Source organism: Olsenella uli DSM 7084 (genome assembly GCF_000143845.1).
In the GTDB taxonomy this organism is placed as follows: domain Bacteria; phylum Actinomycetota; class Coriobacteriia; order Coriobacteriales; family Atopobiaceae; genus Olsenella; species Olsenella uli.
Map to the genome: position 1 here is coordinate 1,564,002 of NC_014363.1, position 26,043 is coordinate 1,590,044.

Consider the following 26,043-nt stretch of genomic DNA (forward strand, 5'->3'; position numbering starts at 1 on the left):
GCGTCCCCTACCTTACAGTGCGCCCGTCCCACACACACCGCCGCCAGGACGCCGAAACTCAATATTCACTGGATGTGAACGTTTGCGAGACATCCGCAGGCGGCAGGCATACGCCCGCAGGCGGCATTTCGCACAGCCCTACAATGGGTGACCGGGAAGGTTACCGTGTCACGGCGGCCCTGCGGCGCACCGGCGGCAGGGACACCTCGCGCGGCCGGCGGCGCTGTGGTGCGGGCCACCCGTCGCTGCGCCGCCCATAATGTCACCAGCACGCCAAGGAGTCCCATGAGAAACCCGCTCGGCCACATCCGTGATACGCGCAGCCTGGTGGGTGACTGGTGGGACCGCCTGATAGGCGCCGTGTACTCCGGCTCGCTCGCCGACCAGACGGCGCGCTATGCGGCGCACAACGCCAGGCGCGACTACCTCTTCAACAGTGCGGGCCTGGCACTGTGGGGCGTGCTCTTCCCGCTGCTCACCATCATCGCCACGCAGCTCGTCGGGGCCGAGGCCGCCGGTCGCTTCTCCATGGCCTTCGTGATCGCCAACCTGCTGCAGTTCATCGGTATGTACGGGGTCCGCACCTACCAGGTGTCGGACGTGGACGAGATGGACTCCTTCGGCGCCTACCAGATCCAGCGCGTCGCGTCGTGCGCGCTCATGGCCGCGGCGTGCTGGCTGTGGTGCGTCGTGCGCGGCTACTCGGGCGAGATGCTCTCCATCTGCCAGGGCGTCTTCGCCTTCCGCATCGTCGACGCGCTGGCCGACGTGTACGAGGGGCGCCTTCAGCAGTACGACAAGCTGTGGCTCGCGGGGGTGTCGCAGGCCCTGCGCTGCGGTGCGGCTACCGTCGGCTTCACCATCGCGCTGCTGTTCACGGGAAGTCTGTCCATCGCCTGCCTGGCCCTCGCCATCGCCGCCGTGGCGTCGCTGGCCTTGGTGAGCGTGCCTCTCGCCTACTTCGAGACGCCGCGCTCGCGCGCGTGGGAACTCGTCGAGCTGCGCGAGATCTTCGTCGAGTGCCTGCCCGCATTTGCGGCGCAGTTCCTCTTCTCGCTGATAGAGACCGTACCCAAGTTCGCCATGGAGGGTATGCTGGCCTACGAGAGCCAGCTCTACTTCAACGCCATCTACTTCCCCGCGCAGGGTATCGCGATGTCCGTGGGGCTCGTGTACAGGCCGCAGCTGGTCCGCCTGGCCACCATCTGGGACGATCCTCGCCACCGCAGGCGCTTCGACCTCGTCGTGCTAGCCGTGGCGGGCATCGCCGTGCTCGTCACGGCGGGCGTGCTCCTGTTCAACGCGGCCGTCGGCGTTCCGCTCCTGAGGATGCTCTACGGACTGGACTTCGAGGGCTACCGCACGCAGCTCTACCTCATGGTGATTGCGGGAGGGATGTCCGCCGTGGCGGACTTCCTCTGCCAGATCATCACCGTGCTGCGCAGGCAGGAGGTCGTAACCCGCTCCTACCTGGTGACTTTTGGCGTATCGGTCATGCTGAGCCTCGCGCTCGTCCCCACGCTCGGCTTCGACGGCGCCGTATGGGCCTACGTCGTCTCCATGGCCACGCTCTTCGTGCTGCTCGTAGTCCAATACGTGCTGCTGCGCATGCGCAGGTAGCATGCGGGCCCAGGCGGCGCGCGGCATGATGTGGGATGCCACGCGGGCCGAATGGGGGCGCCGCATGGCCGGGCGAATGGTTGGGCGGACGGGGGCGCCGCATGGCCGGGCGGAACCGGGCGGAACCGGGCGGGAACTGGGCGGGAGTCCATCTCTGAGACCGAAAGTCACAGTTCTTCCTCTGCCGTCCATTAGGTAAAACCCAATGGATGACTAGAGAGATAGTGTGAGTGCCCTGCAGCCTATCACTCACAATTCTTCCCCAGCCGTCCACTTGGAACGGCGGGACGGACGTGTGGGGAGATATTGTGAGTCACTCCAACACCCTCACTCACAATTATTGCCCTGCCATCCACGAGACTTCGCCAAATGGACGGCAGGGCAACTTCTGTGAATCAAAATTTCATCTACTATCGGGGACCGAGCCCATCCTGACAACCCGTCAACCTGTTGCAGCTAGCACCGTCAGCCTGTTGCGGCTAGCAGGTGCCCGGCACAGCAGACCGCAAGCCTTCGGCCACGCCGATGGCCACGATCGAGAAGAGCCTCTCTGCGGCCGCGGCGTAGAGCTCCTCGGCGTTACCAAGCGCCTCCTCGAGCGGCATCGGCCCATCGGGCGTGGGCACCACGGCGACAAGTCCGTCGACATCCGCTGGTGACGTGCCCCTGGCCACGCCGCCCACGATTGCGACGCATGGCACGCCACGTCGCTTGCATGTGGCGGCCACGCCGGAGATCACCTTGCCGTGCGCCGTCTGGGAGTCAAGGCGGCCCTCCCCTGTCACGCAGAGCGCGGCACCCTCCAGGGTGGCGTCAAAACCGACGAGTCCGAGCACGCTTCCGATGCCGCTCTCCAGCGTGGCACCAAGAAACGCAAGGCAACCCGCACCGAGACCGCCCGCCGCGCCGGCACCGGGAACGTCGAACCCCTTGCCGAACGTCGCCTCGAGCACGTGTGCATAGCTGCGCATGCCACGGTCAAGCTCCTCCACGATTTCGGGCGAGGCGCCCTTCTGCGGGCCAAACACGAAGCTTGCGCCACCAGGTCCCACGAGCGGGTTGTCCACGTCACACATGGCATGGAAGCTCGCGGCTGCCACCCGCGGGTCCAGGCCGGAGGCGTCAATCGTCCCTACACGGCCCAGGTCTGCGCCGCAGCCCCCAAGCTCCCTGCCCTCTCCATCGAGGAAGCGCACGCCGAGTGCGCGGGCGCAGCCCATGCCACCGTCGTTGGTGGCCGAGCCACCGAGTGCGATGGTTATGTCCACGCAACCACGGGCAAGCGCATCGGCGATAAGTTCGCCCGTGCCATAGGTGCTCGTGAGGCGGGGGTCGCGCTCGGCATCGGTCAGCAGCGGCAGCCCTGAGGCGGCCGCCACCTCGACCACGGCGCGCCCACCCGGCAGCACGGCATAGCTGGCCACGAGTGGACGACCCAGCGGGCCGTGCACGCGTACGCTCACGACCTCTCCCCCACAGGCGTCCGCCACGGCCTCGGTCGTGCCCTCGCCGCCGTCTGCCATCGGCACGGCGACGCAGGCACAGTCTGGGAAGTGCCTCCTTGCAGCCTCCTCCAGGAGGACGGCGGTCTTCCGCGAGGAGAGCGTCCCCTTGAACGAGTCGGACGCGAAGACGAAGCGCGGTACTCTGATCATATCTACTCCTGCAGGAGCCTGACGGTAACGACGTTCGCAGCCGCGACGACAGGCGTCGCGTCCACCTCATTCTCCGCCACCTTGAATCCGCGAGGCTAGCTCAGCTACGAAGGTAGCATACGCCCGCACGGAGTCACTTCGATGGGGCCTGCGTTCCAGACCGTCGCCATCCCCCCCTGCCAAGGATGCCAAAGTCGCGGCAGACGCCCTCTGCCGCCGACGACCCCGTCACGCTGCCCCAGCGTCGGGGTGGGGTAGCTCGCTCATGAGCGCTATGGTGTTACCATGACGCGAAGACATCGTCACGAGAACTGCCACGAGAGACCGCTCACAGCCAGGAGGGACGCATGCCCACCACCCCGCGACATGGTGCGCACGATGCACGGCGCCGCAAGGACGAGGGTGCGTCTGTCTGGGCATGTACGCCGACACGCACTTCAGGGTCCGCGTCGGCACCTGCCCTGCAAAGCGCGCTTCCCAAGCGGCCGCAACGTGGCGGAGCGAGAAGGGCCCTGCTCTACCTCGTGCGAACGGTGCTTGCCCTGGCGGTGGTCGGCGGCATGGCCTTTGGCACCTACGTGCTCTACCTCGAGAGCCACTACACGCGCATCGCGGACAACACCCTGCTTGAGATCAACCAGGCAAACGCCACGGACGTGCAGCCGCAGCTGGTGGCAGGGCAGACCTACACCGCGACCACCTACAACATCGGCTTCGGTGCCTACACGCCCGACTACACCTTCTTCATGGACAGGGGCGCCATGGCAGACGGCACGGCCACTCAGGGCACCAGCTCGGTTGCGACAGGCGAGCAGTCCGTGCGGGACTGCACGGCAGGCGACATCGCGACCATGCGGGCGGCCGCAGGCGGCATGGCACCGGACTTCATGCTCTTCCAGGAGGTCGACGTCGACTCCGACCGCAGCTACCACGTCGACCAGCGGACGGCGCTCGCGGACGCCTTCCCCACCTACCAGTCGGTCTTCGCCTCCAACTTCCACGCGGGCTTTCTGGCCTGGCCGCCCACCAGCCCGCACGGCCGCGTGAGTTCCGGGCTGCTTACGCTGGCGGACGTGGACGTGACCTCGGCGCTCAGGCGCAGCTACCCGGTGGACGAGAGCTTCCCCACCAAGTTCTTCGACCTCGACCGCTGCTTCGAGGTCCTGCGCGTCCCCGTGTCGGACGGCCGCGAGCTGGTGCTCATAAACAGCCACCTGTCTGCCTACGACGAGGGCGGCACCGTGCGCGCGCGCCAGCTCTCCATGCTCGGCGCCGCGCTCTCGGCCGAGCGCGCGGCAGGCAACTACGTGATCGCCGGTGGCGACTGGAATCACGCGCTCTGCGGGTCGCTCGAGCTCTACCCCTCCCAGCAGCAGGTTCCCGACTGGGTTGCCACGCTTGACGACGAGGACCTCCCCGAGGGCTTCTCGGTCGTGAGGGCGGGGAACCTCGAGGAGGTCGCAAGCTGCCGTGGGGACGACATCCCCTACGAGCGGGACGTCACCTACACCGTGACGGTGGACGGCTTCGTCGTGTCGGACAACGTCAGTGCCACGGCGACCAACATCGACACCGGCTTCGCGACGAGCGACCACAACCCGGTGCTGCTCAGCTTCGCGCTGGGCGCCTAGAACGAGCAGCCGCTCCCATCGAGCGAGCAGGCGCCTCCGGCCGCGGACGTAGCGTCCTCCTCCTGCGCCGCCTTGTCCGCGCCAAACTCCCTGCCCAGGTAGTCGATGATGTCATTGGACTCATACAGCGCCTTGCCATCGACGAACAGGCAGGGGACCTGGCGCTTGCCGCCGTTCTCGATGAGGTAGGAGCGCGCGGCGGCGTCCGTGTCGATGTTGTGGGTCTGAAGTTCGATGCCGTTGGACTCCATGAAGGACTCGACCTTGGCGCAGTAGGGGCAGGAGGTCTTGACGTAGAGTTCGGGCTTCTCGGCCATGAGGGACTCGCTTTCGTGAGGGCCGGGCGCGAGGGACCGCCGTCCGGCTTGCTGTCATTGCAGAGGTGTATACCCGCACGAGGCGGATATGTACACACTCACCCCACCCGATCACCCCACTTGCGCACGCACCTGCCCTACTCGAGCTCGGACGAGCCCGTGTAGAGCTGCCAGTACTCGCCGCGCTGCGCCAACAGCTCCTCGTGCGTGCCGCGCTCGATGATGCGGCCGTGCTCCAGCACCATGATCGCATCGGCATTGCGCACGGTCGACAGGCGGTGCGCGATGACGAAGACGGTCCTCCCACGCATGAGGCCGTCCATGCCCCTCTCGATCAGGGCTTCGGTGCGGGTGTCGATGCTGCTCGTGGCCTCGTCCAGAATGAGGACCGGCGGGTCGGCGACCGCCGCACGGGCGATGGCGATCAGCTGGCGCTGGCCCTGGCTGAGGTTGGCTCCGTCTGCGGCCACCACCGTGTCGTAGCCCTTGGGCAGACGACTGATGAACGAGTCCGCGTTGGCGATGCGTGCCGCGTGCCTGACCTCCTCGTCGGTCGCATCGAGCCTGCCGAAGCGGATGTTGTCGGCGATCGTGCCGCTGAAGAGGTGCGTGTCCTGCAGCACGATGCCCAATGAGCGGCGCAGGCTTGCCTTGCTGATGTCGCGCACGTCGATGCCGTCATAGGTGATGACGCCGGAGCGCACGTCATAGAAGCGGTTGATGAGGTTCGTGATCGTGGTCTTTCCCGCACCGGTCGATCCCACGAACGCGATCTTCTGGCCCGGCTTGGCAAAGAGCGAGAGGCCCTCGAGCACCGTCTGCCCCTCGTCGTAGCCAAAGGTGACGTCGTAGAAGCGCACGTCGCCCGCAAGGGGGACGTTCTCGCCCAGCTCGGGGAAGTGCCAGCCCCAACCGGCGGCCCCTGCGGCCATGCGGTCGGCATCCAGCTCGTCGTCGCGCACGAGCTGGATGGTGCCCCGGTCCAGCTCGCCCTCGCAGTCGAGGACCGCAAAGACCCTCTCGGCGCCCGCCAATGCGGTAAGCAGGAAGTTGCCCTGCTGCGTCAGCTGGTTGATGGGCATGGCTGCCTGACGCACGAAGACCAGGTATGACGCCAGGGCCCCCACGTCCAGCGTCGATCCCATCGCCAGAAGGGCACCCACCATGGTGACGATGGCGATGTTGACGTACGAGACGGCGACGGTCACGGGGATCATCGTGGAGGCGTAGCCCTGGGCCATGGCACCGCTCTCGCGCATGAGCCCGTTCAGGAGGTCGAAGCCCTGCAGGCTCTGGGCCTCGTGGTTGAAGGTCTTGACGACCTTCTGGCCGCTCATCATCTCCTCCACGTAGCCGTCCAGCTCGCCCAGGGCCTGCTGCTGAGCCGCAAAGTAGTGCCCACTGCGATGGCCCGAGTAGCGCACGTAGAGCGCTATCGCCGCGTCGCAGGCCAGCGTGATGAGCGTAAGGCGCCAGTCCAGCACCACGAGCAGCGTGAAGGTACCCACCGTCTGGATGAGTGCCTGCACCGCGTTGGCGAAGCTGTTGTTGAGCGCCTCCGAGATGGTGTCGACGTCGTTGGTGAAGTAGCTCATGATGTCGCCATTGCGCATGCGGTCGAAGAACGACAGCGGCAGGCTCTCTATGTGGGCGAGAAGGTCACGCCTGATGTCGTAGACGACCCTCTGCGCCGCACGGACCATGGTCTGGGTGTAACCCCAGGCAGCCAGGGAACCCAGCGCGTAGATGGCCGCCGTGAGGATGACCAGGCGGACGAATCCCTGGTAGTCACCTGCGCCCACCGCGTTGACGACGGGCTTTATCATGTAGGTCCCCAGAAGTGCCGCAAGCCCGCTCGCCGTGACGAGCACCGCCACGGCCAGGAGCTGCACGCGCGCGTGGCCCATGTAGGCCAGAAGCGCCCGCAGCGTGTGGCGCAAGTCCCTCGGACGCGAGGGCGCCCCTCCCCTAGCAGCCATCCACGACCCTCTCCCCGTGGATGCCCGATCCTATCTGAGACTCATAGAGCTCCTGATAGATGGGATCGCTTGCAAGCAGTTCGGCATGCGTGCCCACGGCGTGGACGCACCCGTCGTCCAGGATCACAATCTGGTCGCAGTCCATGACCGAGTTCACGCGCTGCGCCACGGTGATCTTCGTGACGTCCGCAAGGCCCGCGAGCCCGGCACGGATCCTAGCATCGGTCGCCATGTCGACGGCGCTCAGCGAGTCGTCGAAGACCAGCACCTTGGGACGCTTGAGCAGGGTCCGCGCTATGGAGAGGCGCTGCCTCTGACCACCCGAGACGTTGTCGCCGCCCTGCCCCAGGTCCGCGTCGAGGCCACCTATGCGTTCGAGGAACTCGTCCGCACAGGCGATGCGGCAGGCCTCGAGCAGCTCCGCGTCCGTGGCGTCGGGATTGCCCCAGCGCAGGTTGTCGCGGACCGTCCCCGAGAAGAGCACGCTCCTCTGCAGGACGACGCCCACGGCATCGCGCAGGGCCGCGAGGTCGTAGTCGCGCACGTCTCGGCCACCCACGCGCACGGAGCCCGAGCTGACGTCGTACAGGCGTGCGACGAGCTGCACGAGGGACGACTTTCCCGAGCCCGTGGCCCCCAGCACGCCAATCGTGGACCCGGCGGGGAAGCTGAGGCTTATGTCCTCGAGAACGTCCTTTCGTGCGTCGGCATGATACTTGAAACTGACGTGGTCGAAGACGACCGAGCCGTCCGCGACGGTGGTGGCGGCACCCTCGGCCGAGCTGATCGCGGGCCTCTCGTCCAGGACCTCGCGCACGCGACGGATGCTCGTGAGGGCACGGGCCAGGAGCAGGAAGACGCCGGAGATCATCATCAGCGAGTTCATGATCTGCAGCACGTAGCTCATGAAGCCCGTGAGCGTGCCCACCTGCAGCTCGCCGACCAGGATCAGGTTGCCGCCAATCCAGAGGATGGACACGCAGGTCACGTACATCGACACCTGGAAGACGGGGGTGTTGAGCACGGCACCGCCAAAGGTGCGCGTCGCCGTGGTGGAGTAGGCCCTGTTGACCTCGTCGAATCGCGCCTGCGTCCAGTCCTCGCGCACGAAGGCCTTGATGGCGCGGATGGCACGCAGGTCCTCCTGCAGAGCGTCATTGAGCCTGTCCATCACGCCTTGCAGCACTGCGTAGAGCGGGCCCACGTGACGCACGATGAGGAAGAGCACCACCGCAAGAAACGGCAGGACGACGCAGAAGATCACGGCGAGGCGAGCGCTCATCACGAACGAGAGCACCAGGCCCATCACGAGCATGGACGGACCGCGCAGCATGGGTCGAAAGCCCATGACCAAGGCGTTCTGGATCACCGTGACGTCGGTGGTCATGCGCGTCACGAGGGACGAGGACTCGAAGGAGTCCAGGTTGGAGAAGGCGAAGTCCTGGATGTGGGCAAACTCGGCGCGGCGCAGGTTGGCGCCCAGACCCATGGCAGCACGGGCCGAGAGGCGCGCGTAGCCGCCGCCCAGGGCAAGCGCCGCCAGCGCGCAGCCCAGCATGGCCGCCCCGCGGGTCCAGACGATGGAGGCGTCACCTGTCGCGAGCCCGTCATCGATGATGGAGGCCATCAGGAGCGGGATCAGCAGCTCGAGCACCGACTCGAAGAAGACGCAGATGCCCGCACCCACAAAGTCACGCCGATAGGGGCCAAAGCTTCGCGCGATGAACGCAATGTCACCCACGGACGGCCACCTCCTCGCACCGAGCCAGGACGTTGCTCTCGGGCGGAGGCGCTCCTTGCTACAGGGGATTTCTTTAACCGATTTTTCTAATCGATTTCTTTGTCACCCAAACGATATGCCTGTTGGCTGGCATGTCAACTCATGTGGTGATGCGGTGTACAGAGACTGCCGTACAATCGAAGAGAGCTTTCGTTGATAGGCGGGAGGATCCATGGACGCAAAGTCGCTCAGCAGCAGGATCTCGAGTCATCGACGCGTACTTGGAATGACACAGGCTGCCTTGGCACAGATGCTTGGCGTAAGTGACAAAGCTGTAAGTAGGTGGGAACGAGGAGTAGGGTTCCCCGACGTTACATTACTTGAACCCTTAGCAACAGCCTTACAAATTGATTTGAGCGAATTAGTTATCGGCCCATGCGAGGTTGGCGCCTGCACCGAGGATGCCCACACTGAAACGGCTGATGCCGAGGAATCTAACGATAAGGGTGCCAGCGTCGAGGAAATCTCGAAAGACACTCCTCTTAATCAACCATACGTAGACAGAGTGACACAGTCAGGCATAGCTTTGCGAACTGATAGGCTATCGAAAACATCAACAGCACCAGAAAAGAGACCGACGCTAGGTAAAAGACGACGTCTCGTCAAAGCTGCTGCATATATTGCAGCAGCTACGTTTACGGCATTAATTGCAGCGTCTGCTGCCATCAGCTTGAGATCTCCATCAGAGGAGAATGTAATCGCATCAAACACGACAGCGGGAGGTTTCATAAACTCCGAGGGGCATGACGGCGTACCGTCAGCAAATACCAGCTCAAGCAACAACTCAAACGATAAATATGTATCCGAAGAAGACGGGGAGCTTGCACGTGAACAACAGGAATGGCGTGTTGCAAATCATATAGACACGAGCGAAGACCTAGAGTGGGATGCCGTCACACGAGATGGTATAACCGCTTTTGCTGCAGAGGTTAAGGTTCGTAATGTCTGTCAGACATCGTGTGATAAAACATTCGATCCTGACCTAGTTTCTGGCATAACAAAGCTGCGCCTCTCTGAGGACAAAGCGCAGCTTCAAATCGAAATTCAGGGAACATATATCGATGGCTCACACGGTACCTGCACGGCGATAGTAGTGGGTAACGAAGCAGAGCCTTACGTGCAGGAGCTACAAATCAGACATGTATAAGAATAGGTATATCTACCATACCTTGTAGTTACACCTATACCTTGAAATATTTCCATAGTCACCTTTGGGCGAATATCCCATGTATGATTCAACGAACGAATCACTGAGGCGTGCATATGAGTGTGTATAAGTAAGTTTTTTATATGTCTTTAGAAACCCCGATACGTAAGATCCACTCGCGCTAGATGGCTTGAAGTTGCAGTAGGTATCAAGAACGTCTGCCATCGGAGCTCTAAGAATAGGCGACGCAGCATAAGCCGTGCTTGGAATAGAGAGCGCTACGCTGGCGGCAACCAAGAACGCTCCCCAAATTACTACAAACCTACGAGATATACACTTTGTTGATGACATCATTTTTTACCTCTTCTCAACTTTTTTCAGTTTCCGCACTAGCTGCTTGTCCCTCCTCTCTCATCCCGTATGTCTCCTCAAACACGATGTGTGAAGGGTTGTCCCGCCTCACGAGCACCGGGCCTTCATGAACGAAGAGAATGAGCTGGTCGCAAAGCTCGTCCACGTTATCAAGCAAGTGCGAGGACATAACAATACAGGTGCCATTGGCACGTAGTTGCCGGATGAGGCTCGAGAGCAGAAAAGTCTTTTGTGGGTCGAGTGCATTCATGGGCTCATCAAGCAGCAGATAGCGTACCTGCGCCATACGCGCCATGGCAATCGTCACCTGCTGGCACATGCCCTGAGAGAGCTTCGTGACACGACGGTCGAGAAAGCCCGAGATCCCGCACTCGCGAGCAACATCATCGACATCCAGCGACGATTGCCAGGCGCTTCTCGCAAGCTCGAGGTGCTCCCGTACCGTTGCCCCTTCGCAGAGCATACCGCCCTCACCGGGAACATAGAGTGCCATGCGCCTGAATGCCGCATCCTCACAAGAGATACCATTGGCGGTTGTCGCACCGCGCCGCAGGCAGATTCTCTCGCCCACAAGAGCGCGCATGAGGGTGGTCTTGCCGCAACCGTTCGGCGCGATAATGCCGATTGACGAGCCTTCTGCTAGTACTAGGTTCACGCTGGGAAAGAGCATCCTGCCACGATACCCTACGGCTATACCATCTGCCACAAGCGCGTGTTGTGCAGCAACTTTTGCATGGATTCCGGATTGCGCATGTGCTGCTGCGTGGGCATTCTCGCTGATAGTTCGTTGCACCCGAATGCGAGACATCGCGCCGCGCACTACGAGTACAACCACAGAAATAAGGACCGTACACGCTACCAGCACCACGAGCGCATCAAAGATCGTCAGTCTCTCCAACGGCATGCTGTCGTGACCGATTGCGTACATTGGGCGCCCCACAATATCCGAAATACGCAGGTATGTGATAGGCAGCCAACGAATACTGCCCGCAAGAGGCGAGGTGGTACCAAACAGATCAGGAACCATGGGCGATAGCGCAAGGACGCCCGCCAACGCAGCCCCCACAACAGGCCTTCTTGTAGCAACAAGGGCTGCGCAGGACACAGAGCTCAAGAAAAGGGTCGACGCTGCCACGAGCACAAGAATCTTAAGCGCCATAGCACCTAGGGTCGTGGTGACGATCTCTCCTCCCTGAAACAGTGCGATGGGATACTCGGGACTGCCAAGCCCATTGCGCAGCGCAAAAGAAACAAGACAGGGCAGCAGGGAAATTAAAGCCACCATGATGGCGACGAGGGACGAGGCTAACCACGCATCGAAGAAGTAGCGCCACTCAGGCAAAGGAAGCCGACCCGCCAGACGGTCCTTGTCTATCGCCCTTGCGCAGAGCGCTGCCGTCGCGATGGCAGGGACAAGCCACAATGTACCCGGTACCCACGAGAAAGCATCAACGAAGTAATAAAGTGCCGTCTCTTCTTGCTCTGAACCGAACACCTGCACACCATCGTACGAACTAAGTAGGTGAGCGTAAGTGGAGAGAAACTCCATATCCTGCCTGTCAGCCGAGAGGTAACCTGCGTCATACTCCTTCAGCTGCACGTCATAGTAACTGGCGAAGTAGCTTAGACGTTCCTGGTCACTTTGCGCGGAAACCACACTGCGCAGCAGCTCACGCTCCTTGTTGGTATATGCCAGCAGTTCTGCGGGAGCCGTATCGTAGGCTCCAGAAGACACACCTTCATCAAGAATTTGCAGGGTTTCTCGCGCGCTCGCACTATCAAAGTTGTAACTCATCCCACTTGCGTCGAACATGAGGGGCATGGCAAACGCGAGTGCAAGGATAATCGCCAGCGCGTAAGGAATGGGATTTCTCAGCAGGATGCGAACGAGGAACCTGGTACGACTCATAGCTGCCTCCCTCATCGTAACTAGGGCGAGCGTAGTACGACGAGCCTATGGCGGCAATCTACGATCCGTTGACGGGATAACGGCTATCATCTATGGGTCGTTACCTGGTCATTCTCAGATGCGTTGAGCGTATGCGAATGACGCGCAGGTAGTGCGAGCGGTGCATGAGAAGCGCACGGGCAGTGCGCGAGAAACACGCGGGCGGTGCGTCCAAAACTGTTTTGCAACTTTCCGGGCGTTTGCCCAGGAAAGATTTTGCCCATTGGAGCAACTTCCTGCGGGAAGTTGCTCGTTTTACAAAGAATGACTGGTAGACGGTGGTGCGAGTTTTACAACTTTCTGCAGAAAGTTGTTCGCTTGGGAGGCGCGGACATGGAGCATGCGGATGGTGGCGCGCGGGGTGCGGCTAAAATCCGAACCCCGGCACGCACCCCCACGCGCTACGCTCTTCTCCCCTGCTACAGCAAGCGGAGCGAGACCTCCTTGAGCTGGCGACCGGACACCTCGCCCGGCGCGTCGCTCATCAGGTCCGAGCCGCTCGAGGTCTTGGGGAACGCCATGACCTCGCGGATGGAGTCCGATCCCGCAAGCAGCATGCACACGCGATCGAGTCCCAGCGCGAAGCCGCCCATGGGGGGCGCACCGAACTTCAGGGCCTCCATGAGGAAGCCGAACTGCTCCCGTGCGCGCTCCTCGGTGAAGCCCAGCTTCTCCAGGATGCGCATCTGCAGGTCGGCATCGTGGATGCGCATGCCGCCGCCGCCCGCCTCGAAGCCGTCCATCACGAAGTCGTAGGTGTGAGAGCCCACGGAGAGCGGGTCTGCGTCCAGGAGCTCGACGTCCGCCTCCATCGGCTGGGTGAAGGGCTGGTGCTCGGCGGCATAGGCACCGCGATCCTCGTCCCAGTGGAAGAGCGGGAAGTCCACCACCCACAGGAAGTCGTGCCCCTCCCGCACGAGACCGAGCGCATCGGCCATGTGGCTGCGCATGCCGCCCAGGATCTCGTCGGCCGCAAGGCGGCCCTCGACGGCAAACATCACCAGGTCACCTGGCTCGACGTCCATCTCGGCCCTCAGGGCCGCCATCTCCTCGTCCGAGAAGAACTTGACGATGGGGCTCGTGACGCTGCCGTCCTCTCTGAAGGCGATGTAGGCCAGGCCCCTCGCGCCGAAGGCAGACGCGACGTCCGCCAGCTTGTCGATCTGGGCGCGGGGCCACTTGCCGGCGCCCTTTGCGTTGATGGCCTTGACGTAGGTCTTGGGATCGGTGGCGGCGCTGGAGAAGAGCTTGAACTTGGACGACGAGAAGATCTGCGTCACGTCATGGAGCTCCATGCCGAAGCGGGTGTCGGGCTTGTCGGTGCCGTAGGTGTCCATGGCCTCCCAGTACGGCAGGCGGCGCAGGGGCAGCTGCATCTGGACGCCCACCTTGGAGAAGGCCTCGGCGAGGACGTCCTCGAGCGCGGCCATGACGTCGTCCTGCTCGACGAAGCTCATCTCGACGTCCACCTGCGTGAACTCGGGCTGTCGGTCGGCCCTCAGGTCCTCGTCGCGGAAGCACTTGGCGACCTGGTAGTAGCGCTCGACGCCACCCACCATGAGCAGCTGCTTGAGCAGCTGCGGAGACTGCGGCAGCGCATAGAAGTGACCTGGCTGCGTGCGGCTCGGCACCAGGAAGTCGCGGGCGCCCTCGGGCGTGGACTTGAAGAGGGCTGGCGTCTCCACCTCCATGAACGCACGGTCGTGGAGGGCCTGGCGGATGGCGAAGGTGAAGTCGGAGCGCAGCCTGAGGTTCGCCATCATCTTGGGGCGACGAATGTCCAGATAGCGATAGCGAAGACGCACGTCCTCGGCGGCGTCCACATGGTCCTCGATCTGGAAGGCGGGGGTCCTTGCGGTGTTGAGCACCTCGATCTCCGAGACAAGCACCTCGATCTGACCCGTGGCGAGCTTTTCGTTGGCCTGCCCCTCGGGGCGCTCGCGCACGGTGCCCACGACCTTGATGGGCCACTCCGAGCGGATGGTCTCCGCCGTGTGGAACGCGATGCCACCGGAATGCTCGGGGTCGAAGGAGACCTGCGTGACGCCCGCACGGTCGCGCAGGTCGACGAAGATCAGGCCACCGTGGTCGCGGCGATGCCATACCCAACCGGTAAGTGCAACCTCGCGCCCGATGTCCTCGCGTCGCAGCTCGCCACAGGTATGGGTATGCATGCTGTGGGAATCCATGTGAATCCTCCCGTCTCTGCCGCCCCGTGCCGTGCGGGCGGGCTCCCAGCAGACAGCGCGCCGGCGTAGACGGCGTCGGCGCACAGGGTTTCACATAATAGCAGCATCGGATAGCCGAGAGGCCCATGTTCGCAAGGTTGGCCCATCGCGAAACCAAGCTGTCACGCTCGACCGCCGCCAGCCTGGGCCGAGCATCCATCCGCATGTGCGACCGCCCGTCTGCGCAGACGGGCGCCCACACACCGTCCTGGCTGCCCCCGCATGTCCGACCGTCCGCCCACACAACCGCTCGCTGACGCTCGCGGTACACTCCCCTTGAAAAGCGCCTTGGCTTTCGTCTAGATTCTTGCGATAAGTCCAACGCCCCCAGAAACGTAGCAGCAGGAGGGAGTCCCCATGGCAGCTCACGACGACCTGGCCAGCACCGGAAACACATCCCCCGTCGCCCGGAAGCACGCAGGGCCGACCCCGCCCATCCCGGTGCTCGAGCGCGCCTCATCCGCACCCGATGCGGCCACCGCAGACGCGGGCGGCACAGGCACGGCCGTCACGGGCGGCACGACCGCCCCGACCGAGGCGATCCTCACGGACGGTGCCGTCGCTCCCGACGACGCCACCTCGGTGGCCCTGCGCAACATGGAGCGGCGTCGGCGCGCACGGCGGCGCAAGCGTCTCATACGGGTCGCCATCGTCGTGGGCACCATCGTGGCGCTGGTGGCCGGCACGGCGATCGTGAACATGTTGAACGCGGCGGGCGCCGGCGGCGGAGGGCCGGCGACGGCTGTCGTCACCCGTGGGGACCTCACGAGCTCGGTCAGCGCGTCAGGCAAGGCGGAGCCCATCTCGTCCACGGTCGTGACGCCCGAGGTCGACGGCATCATCGAGAACCTCCAGGTCGCCGAAGGCACCACCGTGAACGCCGGCGACGTGCTCTTCACGCTGAGAAACGACTCCCTCGACAAGGCGGTGCGCGAGGCCAGCCAGCAGGTGAGATCGGCGGAGGTGGGGGTCAGCGGCGCCCAGGCCTCCCTCGACAGCGCGAGGTCGAACTACAACACCGCGCTCAACGCCTGGAACAGCGCCCCTGACGGGGAGACGCAGGCCACCCTGACCGATCCTGACACCCTCTACGACGCCGTGGTGTCGGCCCAGTCCTCGCTCGAGGCCGCCCAGGTCACGCTCCAGGGCGCACGCGAGGCCTACGACGAGGCCGTCGCCACAGCCGGCAAGCGTACCGTCAAGGCACCCATCTCGGGGAGCGTCGTGGCCGTCGGAGCCGTCGCGGGCGCCTCGACTGCCAGCAGCGCCGCGCCGTCCCAGCAGGGCTCGAACACGCCCTTGGTGCAGATAGCCGACGTCTCGCAGATGACCGTCACAGCCCAGGTGAACGAGGTCGACATCTCAAAGCTTGCCGTGGACCAGACGGCGACCGTGACCTTCTCGGCACTGCCGGGGACCACTATGGACGCACGCATCACGCACATCGCCACCGTTGCTACGAGCGGCGCGGAGGGAGGCGCCGGCGTGGTGACCTACTCCGTGGAGCTCCTCATCCCCAACCCGGACCCCAGCCTCAAGCCGGGCATGACGGCCAGCGCCACCATCGTCACGCAGAGCGTGACGGATGCCCTCATCGCCCCCGTGGCCGCCCTCTCCACCCACGATGACGGGACCACCACCGTCGACGTCGTCACCTACGCCGCGGACGGCAGCTCCATCGAGTCCGTGGAGACCAGGGAGGTCACCGTCGTGGCCCAGAACTCCAATGATGCCGCAGTGGAAGGGCTCTCCGAGGGTGACGTGCTCATGCTCCCCTCGACCGACGGTGCCACGGGGATCGGGCCCCTGAGCGAAGGGTCTGCGGGCGGCTCCTCGGACACCGCAGGCGCGGGGCGCTAGCATGGCAGCCGTCCTCGAGGTCACCGACGTCCACCGCATCTACGAGACGGAGGCCGGCCTCACCCACGCGCTCAAGGGCGTCTCGCTCGCGGTGGAGCGCGGGGAGTTCCTCTGCATCATGGGCCCCTCGGGCTCGGGCAAGTCCACGATGATGAACATCCTGGGCTGCCTGGACACGCCCACCTCGGGCAGCTATCGCCTGGAGGGCATCGACGTCTCGACCCTGGACGACGACGAGCTGGCCGAGATCCGCGCGACCAGGATCGGCTTCGTGTTCCAGTCGTTCAACCTGCTGCCGCGCTCGACGGTGCTGCGCAACGTGATGCTGCCGCTCATCTACTCCGACTGCCCCGTCTCCGAGCGGGAGGCGCGCGCCGTCCGGGCCCTCACGTCGGTCTCCCTGCCCGAGCAGTACTTCGAGCACAAGTCCAACGAGCTCTCGGGCGGGCAGATGCAGCGCGTCGCCATCGCCCGCGCCCTGGTGAGCGACCCCGCCCTGATCCTGGCCGACGAGCCCACCGGAAACCTCGACTCGGCCACCGGCGAGATGGTCCTCTCCACCTTCAGGCGACTGCGCGGCGAGGGAAAGACTATCGTCCTGATCACGCACGACCCAGAGGTTGCCAACTGGGCGGACCGCACCGTGCACATCCGCGACGGGCGGCTGCTCACCGACGAGGAGGAGCGCGTCGCCGTGGCAGGCAGCATGACCGGAGGGAGGGGCCTCACATGAGGGCAACGGACCTCATCACGGAGACCTGGGAGGCCCTTGACGCCAACCGGGGGCGCTCTCTGCTCACCGTGCTGGGCATCGTCATAGGCATCAGCGCCGTCATCTCCATGACCGCGCTGATCGGCGGCATCAAGGAGGCCATGGTCAGCAGCCTGGGGCTCGGCCAGGCACGAGCCGTCTACATCACCCTCTACACGGGCGGCGACGTGACCCGGGACGACGTGAGCCTCATCGAGCGCTCAGTCGACGGCTACGAGTTCGTGACGGGCCTCTCGCAGGGCTCGGCCACTGTCACGACCGGGAAGAAGCAGGTCTCTGCGCAGGTGCTGGGAGTCAGTCCGGAGTACTTCTCGGCCGTCGATGCCAAGCCGCGCTCGGGACGCCTGATCAACGCCAGCGAGGCGGCCGGCATGGCCAACGTCTGCCTTCTGGATCAGAACGGCGTCAAGGAGCTCTTCGGCGATGTCGACGCGGACGCAGTGGGCAGGACCATCCGGATGGGAAACGATGACTACACCATCATAGGGGTGCTTCCCTCCAAGAATGCCTCCATGGGAGGCGGCATCGCCGCCTACGTCCCCCTCAGCACCTGCATGGCGCGTGTCACGGGCAGCCAGTCCATCGATCAGATCGTGGGGCTCGCGCGCGAGGACGTTGACGTGGAACAGCTGGTGAAGGACACGGACGGCTGGCTGAGGGAGCACTACGGCATCCCTCCCGAGACCGAGGGCTACGCGAACATGGACGTGAGCGGCGGCTACGTGTACGTCTACTCCATGAAGTCCATCGCCGACCAGCTTGATGCCACGACGATGTCGTTCCAGGTGCTCATGACCGCCGTGGCAAGCATCTCGCTTCTGGTGGGCGGCATCGGCATCATGAACATGATGCTCACCAACGTCACCGAGCGCATACGCGAGATCGGGCTGCGCAAGGCCCTGGGAGCTCGGCGCTCGGACATCACCCAGCAGTTCCTCCTGGAGTCCGTGTGCCTGTGCCTGGCCGGGGGTGTGATAGGCATCGTCTTCGGCTACCTGGGGGCGCTGGCGCTCTCGGGACTCGCATCGGGACTGACCGAGGGCATGAGCGTCACGCCGCAGGTCTCCCTGTCCGCCGTGGCGCTGGCGACGGGCATCTGCGTGGTCATCGGCGTGGTCTTTGGCTACTACCCGGCGCGCCACGCGGCGCGGCTCGATCCGGTGGAATCGCTACACTTCCAATAGGGGTACGGGCCCGAGGCGCAGGCGGAGACGCGGACGCGCGCTTCGGGTGGCGGGGGCTTCCAATGGCAGGCACTTCGAGTGGCAGGCACTTCGGACCTGCGAGCGCCCCAGATGCGCGATGATGGTGGCAGGGCGACGCGAGAGGAGGCGGGGCATGGCATACAGGGCGGCCATCTTTGACCTTGATGGGACCCTGCTTGACACCCTCGACGACCTCTGGCACGCCGTGAACTTCGCCCTCGGCCAGGAAGGCGAGCCCACACGCAGCCGCGACGAGGTACGGGCGTTTCTGGGCAACGGCGTCGCGCGGCTCATGCAGCTCAGCATGCCCGAGGGCAGCGACCGCGAGCGCACGGCACAGGCACTCGCCACCTTCAGGGAGTACTACGCGCACCACAACGCCGAGTTCACCGCTCCCTACCCTCAGATTCCCGAGCTGTTGCACGTGCTGGCAGGAGAGGGCGTGCTACGCGCCGTGGTCTCCAACAAGCCCGACGCGTACGTGCAGACCCTCGTGGCAACGCACTTCAAGGGGCTCTTCAACGCCGCCGTAGGCGAGCGGGCGGGCGTCCGTCGCAAGCCGGCGCCAGACGCTCTGCTCGCCGTGATGGACGAGCTGCGCTGCGCGCCTGACAACACGGTCTACGTGGGCGACTCCGAGGTGGACCTCCAGACGGCCAAGGCCGCTGGCGTCGGGTGCATTGCCGTGAGCTGGGGGTTCAGGGACCGAAGTTTCCTGGTAGGCCAGGGTGCCACGTCCATTGCAGACTCCACCGAGGAGCTCGCCGAGAAGATCTTGCTCTAGCCGCTCTAGCCCCACCGGGCACGCCGATCCCAGACGGAAACGCTTAGCCACAACTGGCATCCGCGTCAAGTGGTCCCCATCCACATGCCACTTGGGCGCGCTTGCCTAATGGAACCATCATTGATGAATAGTCCCAGGGGACGGGCGGTAGAATCTTGCCATCGGAAGCGTTTTCCTTCTTCAAAGGGACCTCTTCGGGAAAGGACGCATCATGGGTAAGAAGGCAGCTGAGGCACTTGAGATAAATTACGATGACCTGGCCGACTACCTGCACAAGAACCACTCGGTCTACATGCGCGTCGACAACGACGTTTACTACCTCACCGACGTCAACTACGAAGCTTGGCGTGCGCAGGACACCAGCCTGCGTAACTCGAAGAATCACTTCGTCGACTGCAGCGACCTGGTTCCCACGGTCGACGAGTTCCTCGCGCTTCCGTTCGTGAACGGCCGCACCATCAAGGATTCCTTCTCTCACGCAACGTTCTACGAGAGCGTGAAGGGTGTCAAGCAGCCGTAGGTTTGTCACAGCGCAGCGAATGTGGCGCAGCGAGCACCGCTGCAACGTGCCCGGTCGGTCGGTTCCGACCGGGCGCTATATTACCGCACGATGGCAAAGTTCGGTGGCAGGCGCACGTTATCAGCCCGCCAGGTCAAGTGATCTCAGCTCGGCTGGCGGGCCGCCGTATCCAGACGCGTCCAGATGCGGCGGAATCCCATCCCGAAAAACTGTATGCAACAAAATCGGCGGTTATGTGTGGATCAGATCCGTTTCACGGGCGCTTCCGCATCATCCCAAGATGACCTTCGATAGAACCGATTCTTATATCCGCTGGTCATAGCTATATAAATTAATTAATTTCTTGGAAACGGTGTGAGGGTGGATGACACTGACACCCGCAAGGCACACATAACTGTCAATTTTGTGTCATCCACATTCTCAATCACCCGCAAACCAGCGGCCGCAACCCACGACCGACCCGTAAACGCACCAACAGGCGAGCCGGCGCTCGCATTCGCCTGTTGGTGCATGCGCTTACCTGGGCAAAGACGCGTCGCGCGTCTCCTCAACCTCACGGTCCTCGTCCTGCTTGGTGAAGCCCCTCTCCAAGGCGGGGATCAGCATGCGATAGGCGTTCTCGGTCGCGTTCTCGTGCAGGGAGCGCTTGGCGTAGCGGTGGACGGCGCCCGTGCTCTTCTTGATGTTGACCAGCGTACCGGCACCTGCGACGCAACCACCCGGGCAGGCCATGCCCTCTAGCAGGTAGCCAGGGTACTTTCCCTTGACAGCGTCCTTCATCATCTTGCGGCAGTCCTCGAGGCCTTCCGCGTTCGCCACGTTGACCTCGCGATCGGGATAGCGACGGTGGATGGCGTTCACCACGGCGCTCGCAACGCCACCGGACACGGCGAAGTTGCGCCCATCCGCCGAGGCCACGTCGAAGTCGCTCTTGTCATCATCCTTGAGGGCCAGGTAATCGATGCCCCGGGCCTCCATCATGCCGGCCATCTCCTCGAAGGTGAGGACGAAGTCCACCTCGGAGCGCACGCTCCTGCGCATGGCCTCGAGCTTCTTGGCCGCGCAGGGCCCCACGAAGACGATCTTGGCGTTGGGGTGCCGTGTGCGAATCATGCGCGCGGTCAGCGTCATGGGCGTCAGTGCCATCGAGATACAGTCTGCATGCTCGGGAAACTCCTTCTTTGCCATGACCGACCAGGCCGGGCAGCAGCTCGTCCCCATGAACGGCAGCTTGTCGGGAACTTCGTCCAAGAAGTCATCGGCCTCCTGCACGGTGCAGAGGTCAGCGCCCAGCGCGACCTCCTCGACCCCCGAGAAGCCCAGGCGCTTGAAGGCCTCGCGCAATTTGCCCACGTTGCCCTTGCCGCCAAACTGTCCCACGAACGAGGGCGCCACGGCAGCGATGACCTCGTCACCGGCCAGTATGGACCAGATGACCTGGCCGATCTGGCTCTTGTCGGCAATGGCCCCAAACGGGCAGTTCACCAGGCACTGGCCGCAGCTGACGCACTTCTCGTAGTCGATGTCCGCCCGCCCATGCTCGTCCGATCCGATGGCGTGCATGCCACAGGCCGCGGCGCAGGGTCGCACGTGATGGTGTATAGCGTGGTAGGGACAGGTCCTCTCGCACATGCCGCACTGAACGCACAGGTCCTGGTCTATGTGGGCCCGCTTGTCCACGAAGCTGATGGCCTGCTTGGGGCAGATCTCGCGGCAGGGGTGCGCCAGACAGCCCTGGCACTGGTCCGTCACCGTGTACACGTTGTCCTTGCACGCGTTGCAGGCGAACTTGATCACGTTTATCAGAGGGGGCTCGTAGTACGCCAGGTCGCCGACCTCGCTGTTCGCGAAGCCCTCGCTGATGCGCGCAGGTCGGTCCACGCCCTGCAGCGACAGCCCCATGGCCAGGCGTATGCGTTCGCCGATGATGGCACGCTCCAGGAAGACGCTCTCGCGATACGTTGCCACATCGCCCGGCAGGATCTGGAACGGCAGCTCGTCGAAGCGTGCGTCGAAGTCCTCGTCCGTACCATCGGGATTGTCGTTGAGCGAATAGCAGACCCTCGCCACCTCCCGGAAGACGTCTCGACGGATCTTGGTCAGGTTGGTGTACACCCCACGCATGGTATCTGCCATGAGTCCCTCTCCCTGGACAACGGCACCCTCTACTCCCCCTGTTCCAGTATGGACCAACCGGATGCGTCCGCAGCCGAGAAGAACGCGTCGAATCGCTTGGGCCAGGCCGTCCTCAGGACGAGCTCCTCGCCCGTGACGGGATGTACCAGCCGCTCCTCGATGGCGTGCAGCATGAGGCCACCGGTGGCGCGACTGCCGTGCCCACCGCGCCCCGCACGGCCACCACACCCTGCAGGCAGGGCGCCGTAGAGCCTGTCTCCCACGATGGGATGCCCCGTCGACGCAAGGTGCACGCGAATCTGATGGCGTCGGCCCGTCCCAATCCTGACCAGCAGCAACGTATGGTCCCCGCGTGTGGCCAGAGGCCTTGCCCACGTGCGCGAGGACTTGCCGCCCGCACTCACGCGCATGCGACGGGCGTCGTGGCGGTCGCGCCCGATGGGGCGGTCGATCAGCATCGTCCCGGACGGCCATGGTCCTCGCACCACGGCAAGGTAGCGCTTCTCCGTCACGCGACCCGCCATGAGCGCGTCGAAGGCCGGCTGTGTCTCCTCGGCCAGCGAGAACAGCACGAGCCCGGAAGTCTCGACATCCAGGCGCTGCAACGCCTGGGGAACCAGCCGTGCGACTGAGTCGCGCCCCCCGTCCGGCATGCGACCGGGCGGGCCCTGACCGTCAGGCCGACCCTCGTGATCAGGCCGGCCCTCGCGGTCGAGCAGGCCCTGCACGCGTGCGGTCAGGGTCTCTCCCACGCCGCCGTCCGCATGCACCAAGATTCCAGCAGGCTTGTCGACCGCCAGCGCAAAGCGGTCGCGCCAGACCACCACGGGTTCGGCCTCGCTTGCGGGACCCGGCACATGCGTATGCGCGAATGCCAGACCAACCACGTCGCCTGGCGCAAGACGGCTCGCAGGCGCCAGCCCCGCACCGTCAAGAGACAGCCTCCCCCGTGCCAGCACGCGCGCTGACATCTGTCTGGAGCACGTCAGCTCGCGCAGCAGCTCGAGCGCAGAGACCGGCCGTGCGACCTCCAGCTCCATATGCGCACGGTCGCAGCAACGTAGCCGGAAGCTCTTATCGGCCACCTTCTCGGCCATGCTCAGGTCCTCCCCCGGTGCGCCAGACGCACCGCGTCGTCGGAGAGCTGCTCGTCCAGCAGTTCGCAGAATGACTCGATCACGCTCCAGACATGGGGAGCGGCGCGCCATGCCACGCTGATGGAGATCTGGGCTTCGGGACCCAGGCCGATGGCGCGCAGGCCGCGCGCGCCGCCGCCCCCGACGGCCAGCACGCTGCTCGCAAGGTCATACGGCACGAAGCAGGCCCCGACCCCGCGCGCGGCGAGGTCGACCAGCGTCTCGGAGTTTCGCGAGCGCACGCGCTCCCACGGCGAGACGCCCGATGCCGCGAGTATGCGCCGCGAGAGGTCGCCGGGCTCGTCTCCCTGACCCAACAGCATGAACGGGCACGCCGAGAGCGGGGCCAGGCTGCCCGTGCGCTCGACTTCGGCGACGGCGGCGGCAGGGTCGTCGCACGCCCTGCGCAGGAGGTCATCCGTCGCCAGCAGCACCACGCGCTCGTGATAGAGCTCGCGCACGACGAAGCCCGGCTCGTCCTCGGGCACGCTCGCCACGATCACGTCGACGCGGCCCTCCCTCAGAAGCTCGATGAGCACGGCGTTCTCCTCCTCGTGCAAGAGCACGTTGACGCCCGGATGTGCCTCCTGGAACACCGAGAGCGCCCGCGGCATGATCATGCGGCCGCGCGTGGAGGCCACACCGACGCCCAGAAGGCCGCGCTCGTCTCCCGATATGTCGCGGAACTCCTGTCTCATGGCACGGTGCTCCGCCTGGAACCTGCGGGCATACGAGAGGAACTCGTGGCCGGCGTAGGTAAGCGTCAGCGGGACCCGACGATTCACCAGGCGCACGCCCAGCTCGCGCTCGACGCCCGCGATATGGGCCGAGAGCGTCTGCTGGGTGACGGAAAGGCGCCTGGCAGCATGGGTGAAGCTCCTCTCCTCCGCCACCGCTATGAAGTAGTCCATGCTCTGGAAGTTCACGACAGCCCCGATCGCCCAGCGAGCTCTGGCGCAAGGCCCGCCCTGCGGAGGGTCTTGGCACGGGAGCACCTCCTACTGAGAGGAACTCAGATTACCAACAGATCCTGTGATCAATACCGAATATAACAGTTGGACCCCTTATGAGGGCATGCATAGATTACTTGCTTGGGCAAACGCTCCGTCGGCGCCCTCAGGTCGGCGTCCACACACCAATGTCCGTGCATGCGGACGAGAGGAATGTCGCATGGTCGAGTCGGCAGTGCTTGTGCTCTTCGCGGCGATGCTCGTCGGTGGCGTCATCGCGGGCGTGCCACTGCTCGCGCTGTTGGCCTTGGGACTGCTGCTGTTCTGCGCCTATGCCGTCTACCGCGGTCACGGCATACGCGAGATTGCGCGCATGGTGCTGCAAGGCCCCCGCACGGCCATCCCGGTACTTGGGATGTTCGTGCTCATAGGGGCCCTGACCGCAAGCTGGCGTGCGTCGGGTACCATTCCTGCCATCACCTGCTGGTCCGTACAGATGGTGAACCCCAGGACCTTGGTCATCGCATCGTTTCTGCTGTGTGCCGCCATGTCCATGCTGACAGGGAGCTCGTTTGCGGCCGCAGCGACCGTAGGGGTCATCTGCGTGGCCATCGCAGGCGCCATGAGGGCCGACATGGCACTGGTGGGAGGGGCCGTCCTAAGCGGCTCGTTCGTGGGCGACCGCTGCTCTCCCCTGTCAAGTACGGCCAATCTCGTGGCCACCCTCACCCATACGCATGTGTTCGACAACGTGCGGCGCATGATCCGCATCGGGGCGATCCCGTTCGCGCTGAGTTGCGTCGTCTATGTCACTTTGGGCGTGAGTTCGGGCGGTACGGGCATGGCGCCCTCGTTTCGGGGATCCTTCGCCGCAAGCTTCGATCTCTCGTGGGTCACGATCCTGCCGACGCTCGTGGTCCTGACTCTCTCCCTCGCGCGGGTGAACGTGACGAGGACTCTGCTCGCCAGCCTGGGATGCGCGCTTGCCATCTGCACCCTGGTGCAGCACATGCCCCTGGAGCAGATCCCGAACATGCTGGTCTTTGGCTACCACAGCCAAAACCTCGCAATCGCGCGCATGGTCAACGGCGGGGGGATCGCCTCGATGATCGACATCATCCTGATCGTCGCGATGGCCTCGACCTATGCCGGCATCTTCGAGGGCACGGGGTTGCTGCTGGGCCTCACGGAATTCGTGAACAGGGTCGCGCGGGGTGCCACGCCATTCGCGAGCGTGCTCGTGACGAGCATCGTGACCTGTGCCGTAGCCTGTGACCAGGTTGTCGCGCTCATGCTCACGGCCCAGCTCTGCGCGGACACCGAGCGCGGCGGGAGCGCACTGGCCCTGGACCTCGAGAACAGCGCGGCGATCATACCGGCGGTCATCCCTTGGTCCACCTCATGCATCGGCATCATCGCGTTCGTGGGCATGCCGCTGACGTCGGTCGCCTTCAACTGCCTCTGCTATCTCATTCCGCTCTGGACACTGGCCGTATCCGTCTACCAGCACCGTCATCCTGCGTTCGTCCATGGCAGGTGCGGGAGGCTGCTGGGTCTGGACGCCCGTGATGACGCCCGTGACGACGCGAGCGGGTGACAGGGACCGCCGGAAGCGGACGGCATGGAGGTGCAGCACGCGGACGGCAGGCGAGATACAGCGTACGGACGGCAGGCGAGATATTGTGAGTGGCTGTGGGGAGAATCTCACACTTCTTCCCCAGCGGTCCACTTTTCAGGGCCCTTGGGATGGGAGAGAAGCTATTGTGAGCGGTGCTCTGGACCTCACTCACAATAGCTTCTCTGATGTCCAGCAAGGGACCATCTAGCGGACGTGTGGAGAAGTACTGTGAAAGTGGTTAAAAAAACTTTCACAATAACTCTCCAGACATCCACATGGACCGCAAAAGTGGATGGCAGGGAAACTTGCGTGAACGGACTGCCACGGCAGCCGCGCTAGTCCACCGCCAACCTCAGCGCCACGCGCGAAGGGCTACGCCATAGCG

Annotated in this window: 18 protein-coding genes; 9 read left to right on the plus strand and 9 right to left on the minus strand. The window is 64.2% G+C overall.

Going from position 1 to position 26,043, the window contains the following annotated elements; genetic code table 11:
• Nucleotides 1-285: 285 nt before the first annotated feature.
• On the plus strand, nucleotides 286-1,620 hold the full coding sequence (locus tag OLSU_RS06820) for a lipopolysaccharide biosynthesis protein (RefSeq protein ID WP_013252219.1): 1,335 nt from the start codon (nucleotides 286-288) through the stop codon (nucleotides 1,618-1,620).
• A 479-nt stretch (nucleotides 1,621-2,099) separates the two neighbouring features.
• On the opposite strand, the gene OLSU_RS06825 is transcribed toward OLSU_RS06820, so the two are convergent.
• Nucleotides 2,100-3,275: a glycerate kinase gene (locus tag OLSU_RS06825; RefSeq protein WP_013252220.1), complete on the minus strand. Its 1,176-nt coding sequence runs from the start codon at nucleotides 3,273-3,275 to the stop codon at nucleotides 2,100-2,102.
• A gap of 524 nt (nucleotides 3,276-3,799) precedes the next feature.
• On the opposite strand from OLSU_RS06825, the gene OLSU_RS06830 reads away from it, so the two are divergent.
• On the plus strand, nucleotides 3,800-4,906 hold the full coding sequence (locus OLSU_RS06830; protein ID WP_236697185.1) for an exonuclease/endonuclease/phosphatase family protein: 1,107 nt from the start codon (nucleotides 3,800-3,802) through the stop codon (nucleotides 4,904-4,906).
• On the opposite strand, the gene OLSU_RS06835 is transcribed toward OLSU_RS06830, so the two are convergent.
• The 3 genes from OLSU_RS06835 to OLSU_RS06845 form a co-directional block, all read right to left on the minus strand.
• A complete protein-coding gene (locus tag OLSU_RS06835) occupies nucleotides 4,903-5,223 on the minus strand; it encodes a glutaredoxin family protein (RefSeq protein ID WP_013252222.1) in 321 nt (106 codons plus the stop codon). The genes OLSU_RS06830 and OLSU_RS06835 overlap by 4 nt on opposite strands.
• A 137-nt stretch (nucleotides 5,224-5,360) precedes the next feature.
• Entirely contained in the window at nucleotides 5,361-7,202 is a 1,842-nt protein-coding gene (locus tag OLSU_RS06840) for an ABC transporter ATP-binding protein (protein WP_013252223.1), read from the minus strand.
• Complete coding sequence (locus tag OLSU_RS06845; RefSeq protein ID WP_013252224.1) at nucleotides 7,192-8,943, minus strand: ABC transporter ATP-binding protein; 1,752 nt, start codon at nucleotides 8,941-8,943, stop codon at nucleotides 7,192-7,194. Before OLSU_RS06845 ends, OLSU_RS06840 begins: the two co-directional genes overlap by 11 nt.
• A 211-nt stretch (nucleotides 8,944-9,154) precedes the next feature.
• On the opposite strand from OLSU_RS06845, the gene OLSU_RS09380 reads away from it, so the two are divergent.
• Complete coding sequence (locus OLSU_RS09380; RefSeq protein ID WP_013252225.1) at nucleotides 9,155-10,129, plus strand: helix-turn-helix domain-containing protein; 975 nt, start codon at nucleotides 9,155-9,157, stop codon at nucleotides 10,127-10,129.
• Between the two features lie 367 nt (nucleotides 10,130-10,496).
• Here OLSU_RS09380 and OLSU_RS06850 read toward each other — a convergent pair whose 3' ends face one another.
• Complete coding sequence (locus tag OLSU_RS06850; protein ID WP_013252226.1) at nucleotides 10,497-12,410, minus strand: ATP-binding cassette domain-containing protein; 1,914 nt, start codon at nucleotides 12,408-12,410, stop codon at nucleotides 10,497-10,499.
• A gap of 458 nt (nucleotides 12,411-12,868) precedes the next feature.
• Nucleotides 12,869-14,638, minus strand: coding sequence for an aspartate--tRNA ligase (gene aspS / locus OLSU_RS06855; RefSeq protein WP_013252227.1), 1,770 nt, complete (start codon nucleotides 14,636-14,638; stop codon nucleotides 12,869-12,871).
• A gap of 396 nt (nucleotides 14,639-15,034) precedes the next feature.
• Here aspS and OLSU_RS06860 point away from each other — a divergent pair, with 396 nt between their 5' ends.
• The 5 genes from OLSU_RS06860 (at nucleotide 15,035) to OLSU_RS06880 (ending at nucleotide 19,818) form a co-directional block, all read left to right on the plus strand.
• Nucleotides 15,035-16,537 carry an efflux RND transporter periplasmic adaptor subunit gene (locus tag OLSU_RS06860; RefSeq protein ID WP_013252228.1) on the plus strand — a complete coding sequence of 501 codons (1,503 nt, stop codon included), beginning with the start codon at nucleotides 15,035-15,037 and terminating at the stop codon, nucleotides 16,535-16,537.
• A gap of 1 nt (nucleotide 16,538) precedes the next feature.
• Nucleotides 16,539-17,270, plus strand: coding sequence for an ABC transporter ATP-binding protein (locus OLSU_RS06865; RefSeq protein WP_013252229.1), 732 nt, complete (start codon nucleotides 16,539-16,541; stop codon nucleotides 17,268-17,270).
• Nucleotides 17,267-18,493 (plus strand): ABC transporter permease, encoded by a 1,227-nt coding sequence (locus tag OLSU_RS06870; RefSeq protein ID WP_013252230.1) that lies wholly within the window; start codon nucleotides 17,267-17,269, stop codon nucleotides 18,491-18,493. Before OLSU_RS06865 ends, OLSU_RS06870 begins: the two co-directional genes overlap by 4 nt.
• A 154-nt stretch (nucleotides 18,494-18,647) precedes the next feature.
• Nucleotides 18,648-19,298 carry an HAD family hydrolase gene (locus tag OLSU_RS06875; RefSeq protein ID WP_013252231.1) on the plus strand — a complete coding sequence of 217 codons (651 nt, stop codon included), beginning with the start codon at nucleotides 18,648-18,650 and terminating at the stop codon, nucleotides 19,296-19,298.
• A 211-nt stretch (nucleotides 19,299-19,509) separates the two neighbouring features.
• Nucleotides 19,510-19,818, plus strand: a complete 309-nt coding sequence (locus OLSU_RS06880; protein ID WP_013252232.1) for a hypothetical protein — start codon at nucleotides 19,510-19,512, stop codon at nucleotides 19,816-19,818.
• A 516-nt stretch (nucleotides 19,819-20,334) separates the two neighbouring features.
• Here OLSU_RS06880 and OLSU_RS06885 read toward each other — a convergent pair.
• Genes OLSU_RS06885 through OLSU_RS06895 form a run of 3 tightly spaced genes read right to left on the minus strand, consistent with a single transcriptional unit; the run spans nucleotide 20,335 to nucleotide 24,016 of the window.
• Nucleotides 20,335-21,954, minus strand: a complete 1,620-nt coding sequence (locus OLSU_RS06885; protein ID WP_013252233.1) for a 4Fe-4S dicluster domain-containing protein — start codon at nucleotides 21,952-21,954, stop codon at nucleotides 20,335-20,337.
• Nucleotides 21,955-21,983: 29 nt separating this feature from the next.
• On the minus strand, nucleotides 21,984-23,051 hold the full coding sequence (locus tag OLSU_RS06890) for an RluA family pseudouridine synthase (protein WP_013252234.1): 1,068 nt from the start codon (nucleotides 23,049-23,051) through the stop codon (nucleotides 21,984-21,986).
• A gap of 2 nt (nucleotides 23,052-23,053) precedes the next feature.
• A complete protein-coding gene (locus OLSU_RS06895) occupies nucleotides 23,054-24,016 on the minus strand; it encodes a LysR family transcriptional regulator (protein ID WP_041548971.1) in 963 nt (320 codons plus the stop codon).
• Between the two features lie 244 nt (nucleotides 24,017-24,260).
• Between OLSU_RS06895 and OLSU_RS06900 the strand changes: the two genes are divergently transcribed.
• Nucleotides 24,261-25,637: a Na+/H+ antiporter NhaC family protein gene (locus OLSU_RS06900; RefSeq protein WP_013252236.1), complete on the plus strand. Its 1,377-nt coding sequence runs from the start codon at nucleotides 24,261-24,263 to the stop codon at nucleotides 25,635-25,637.
• The last annotated feature ends 406 nt before the right edge of the window (nucleotides 25,638-26,043 follow it).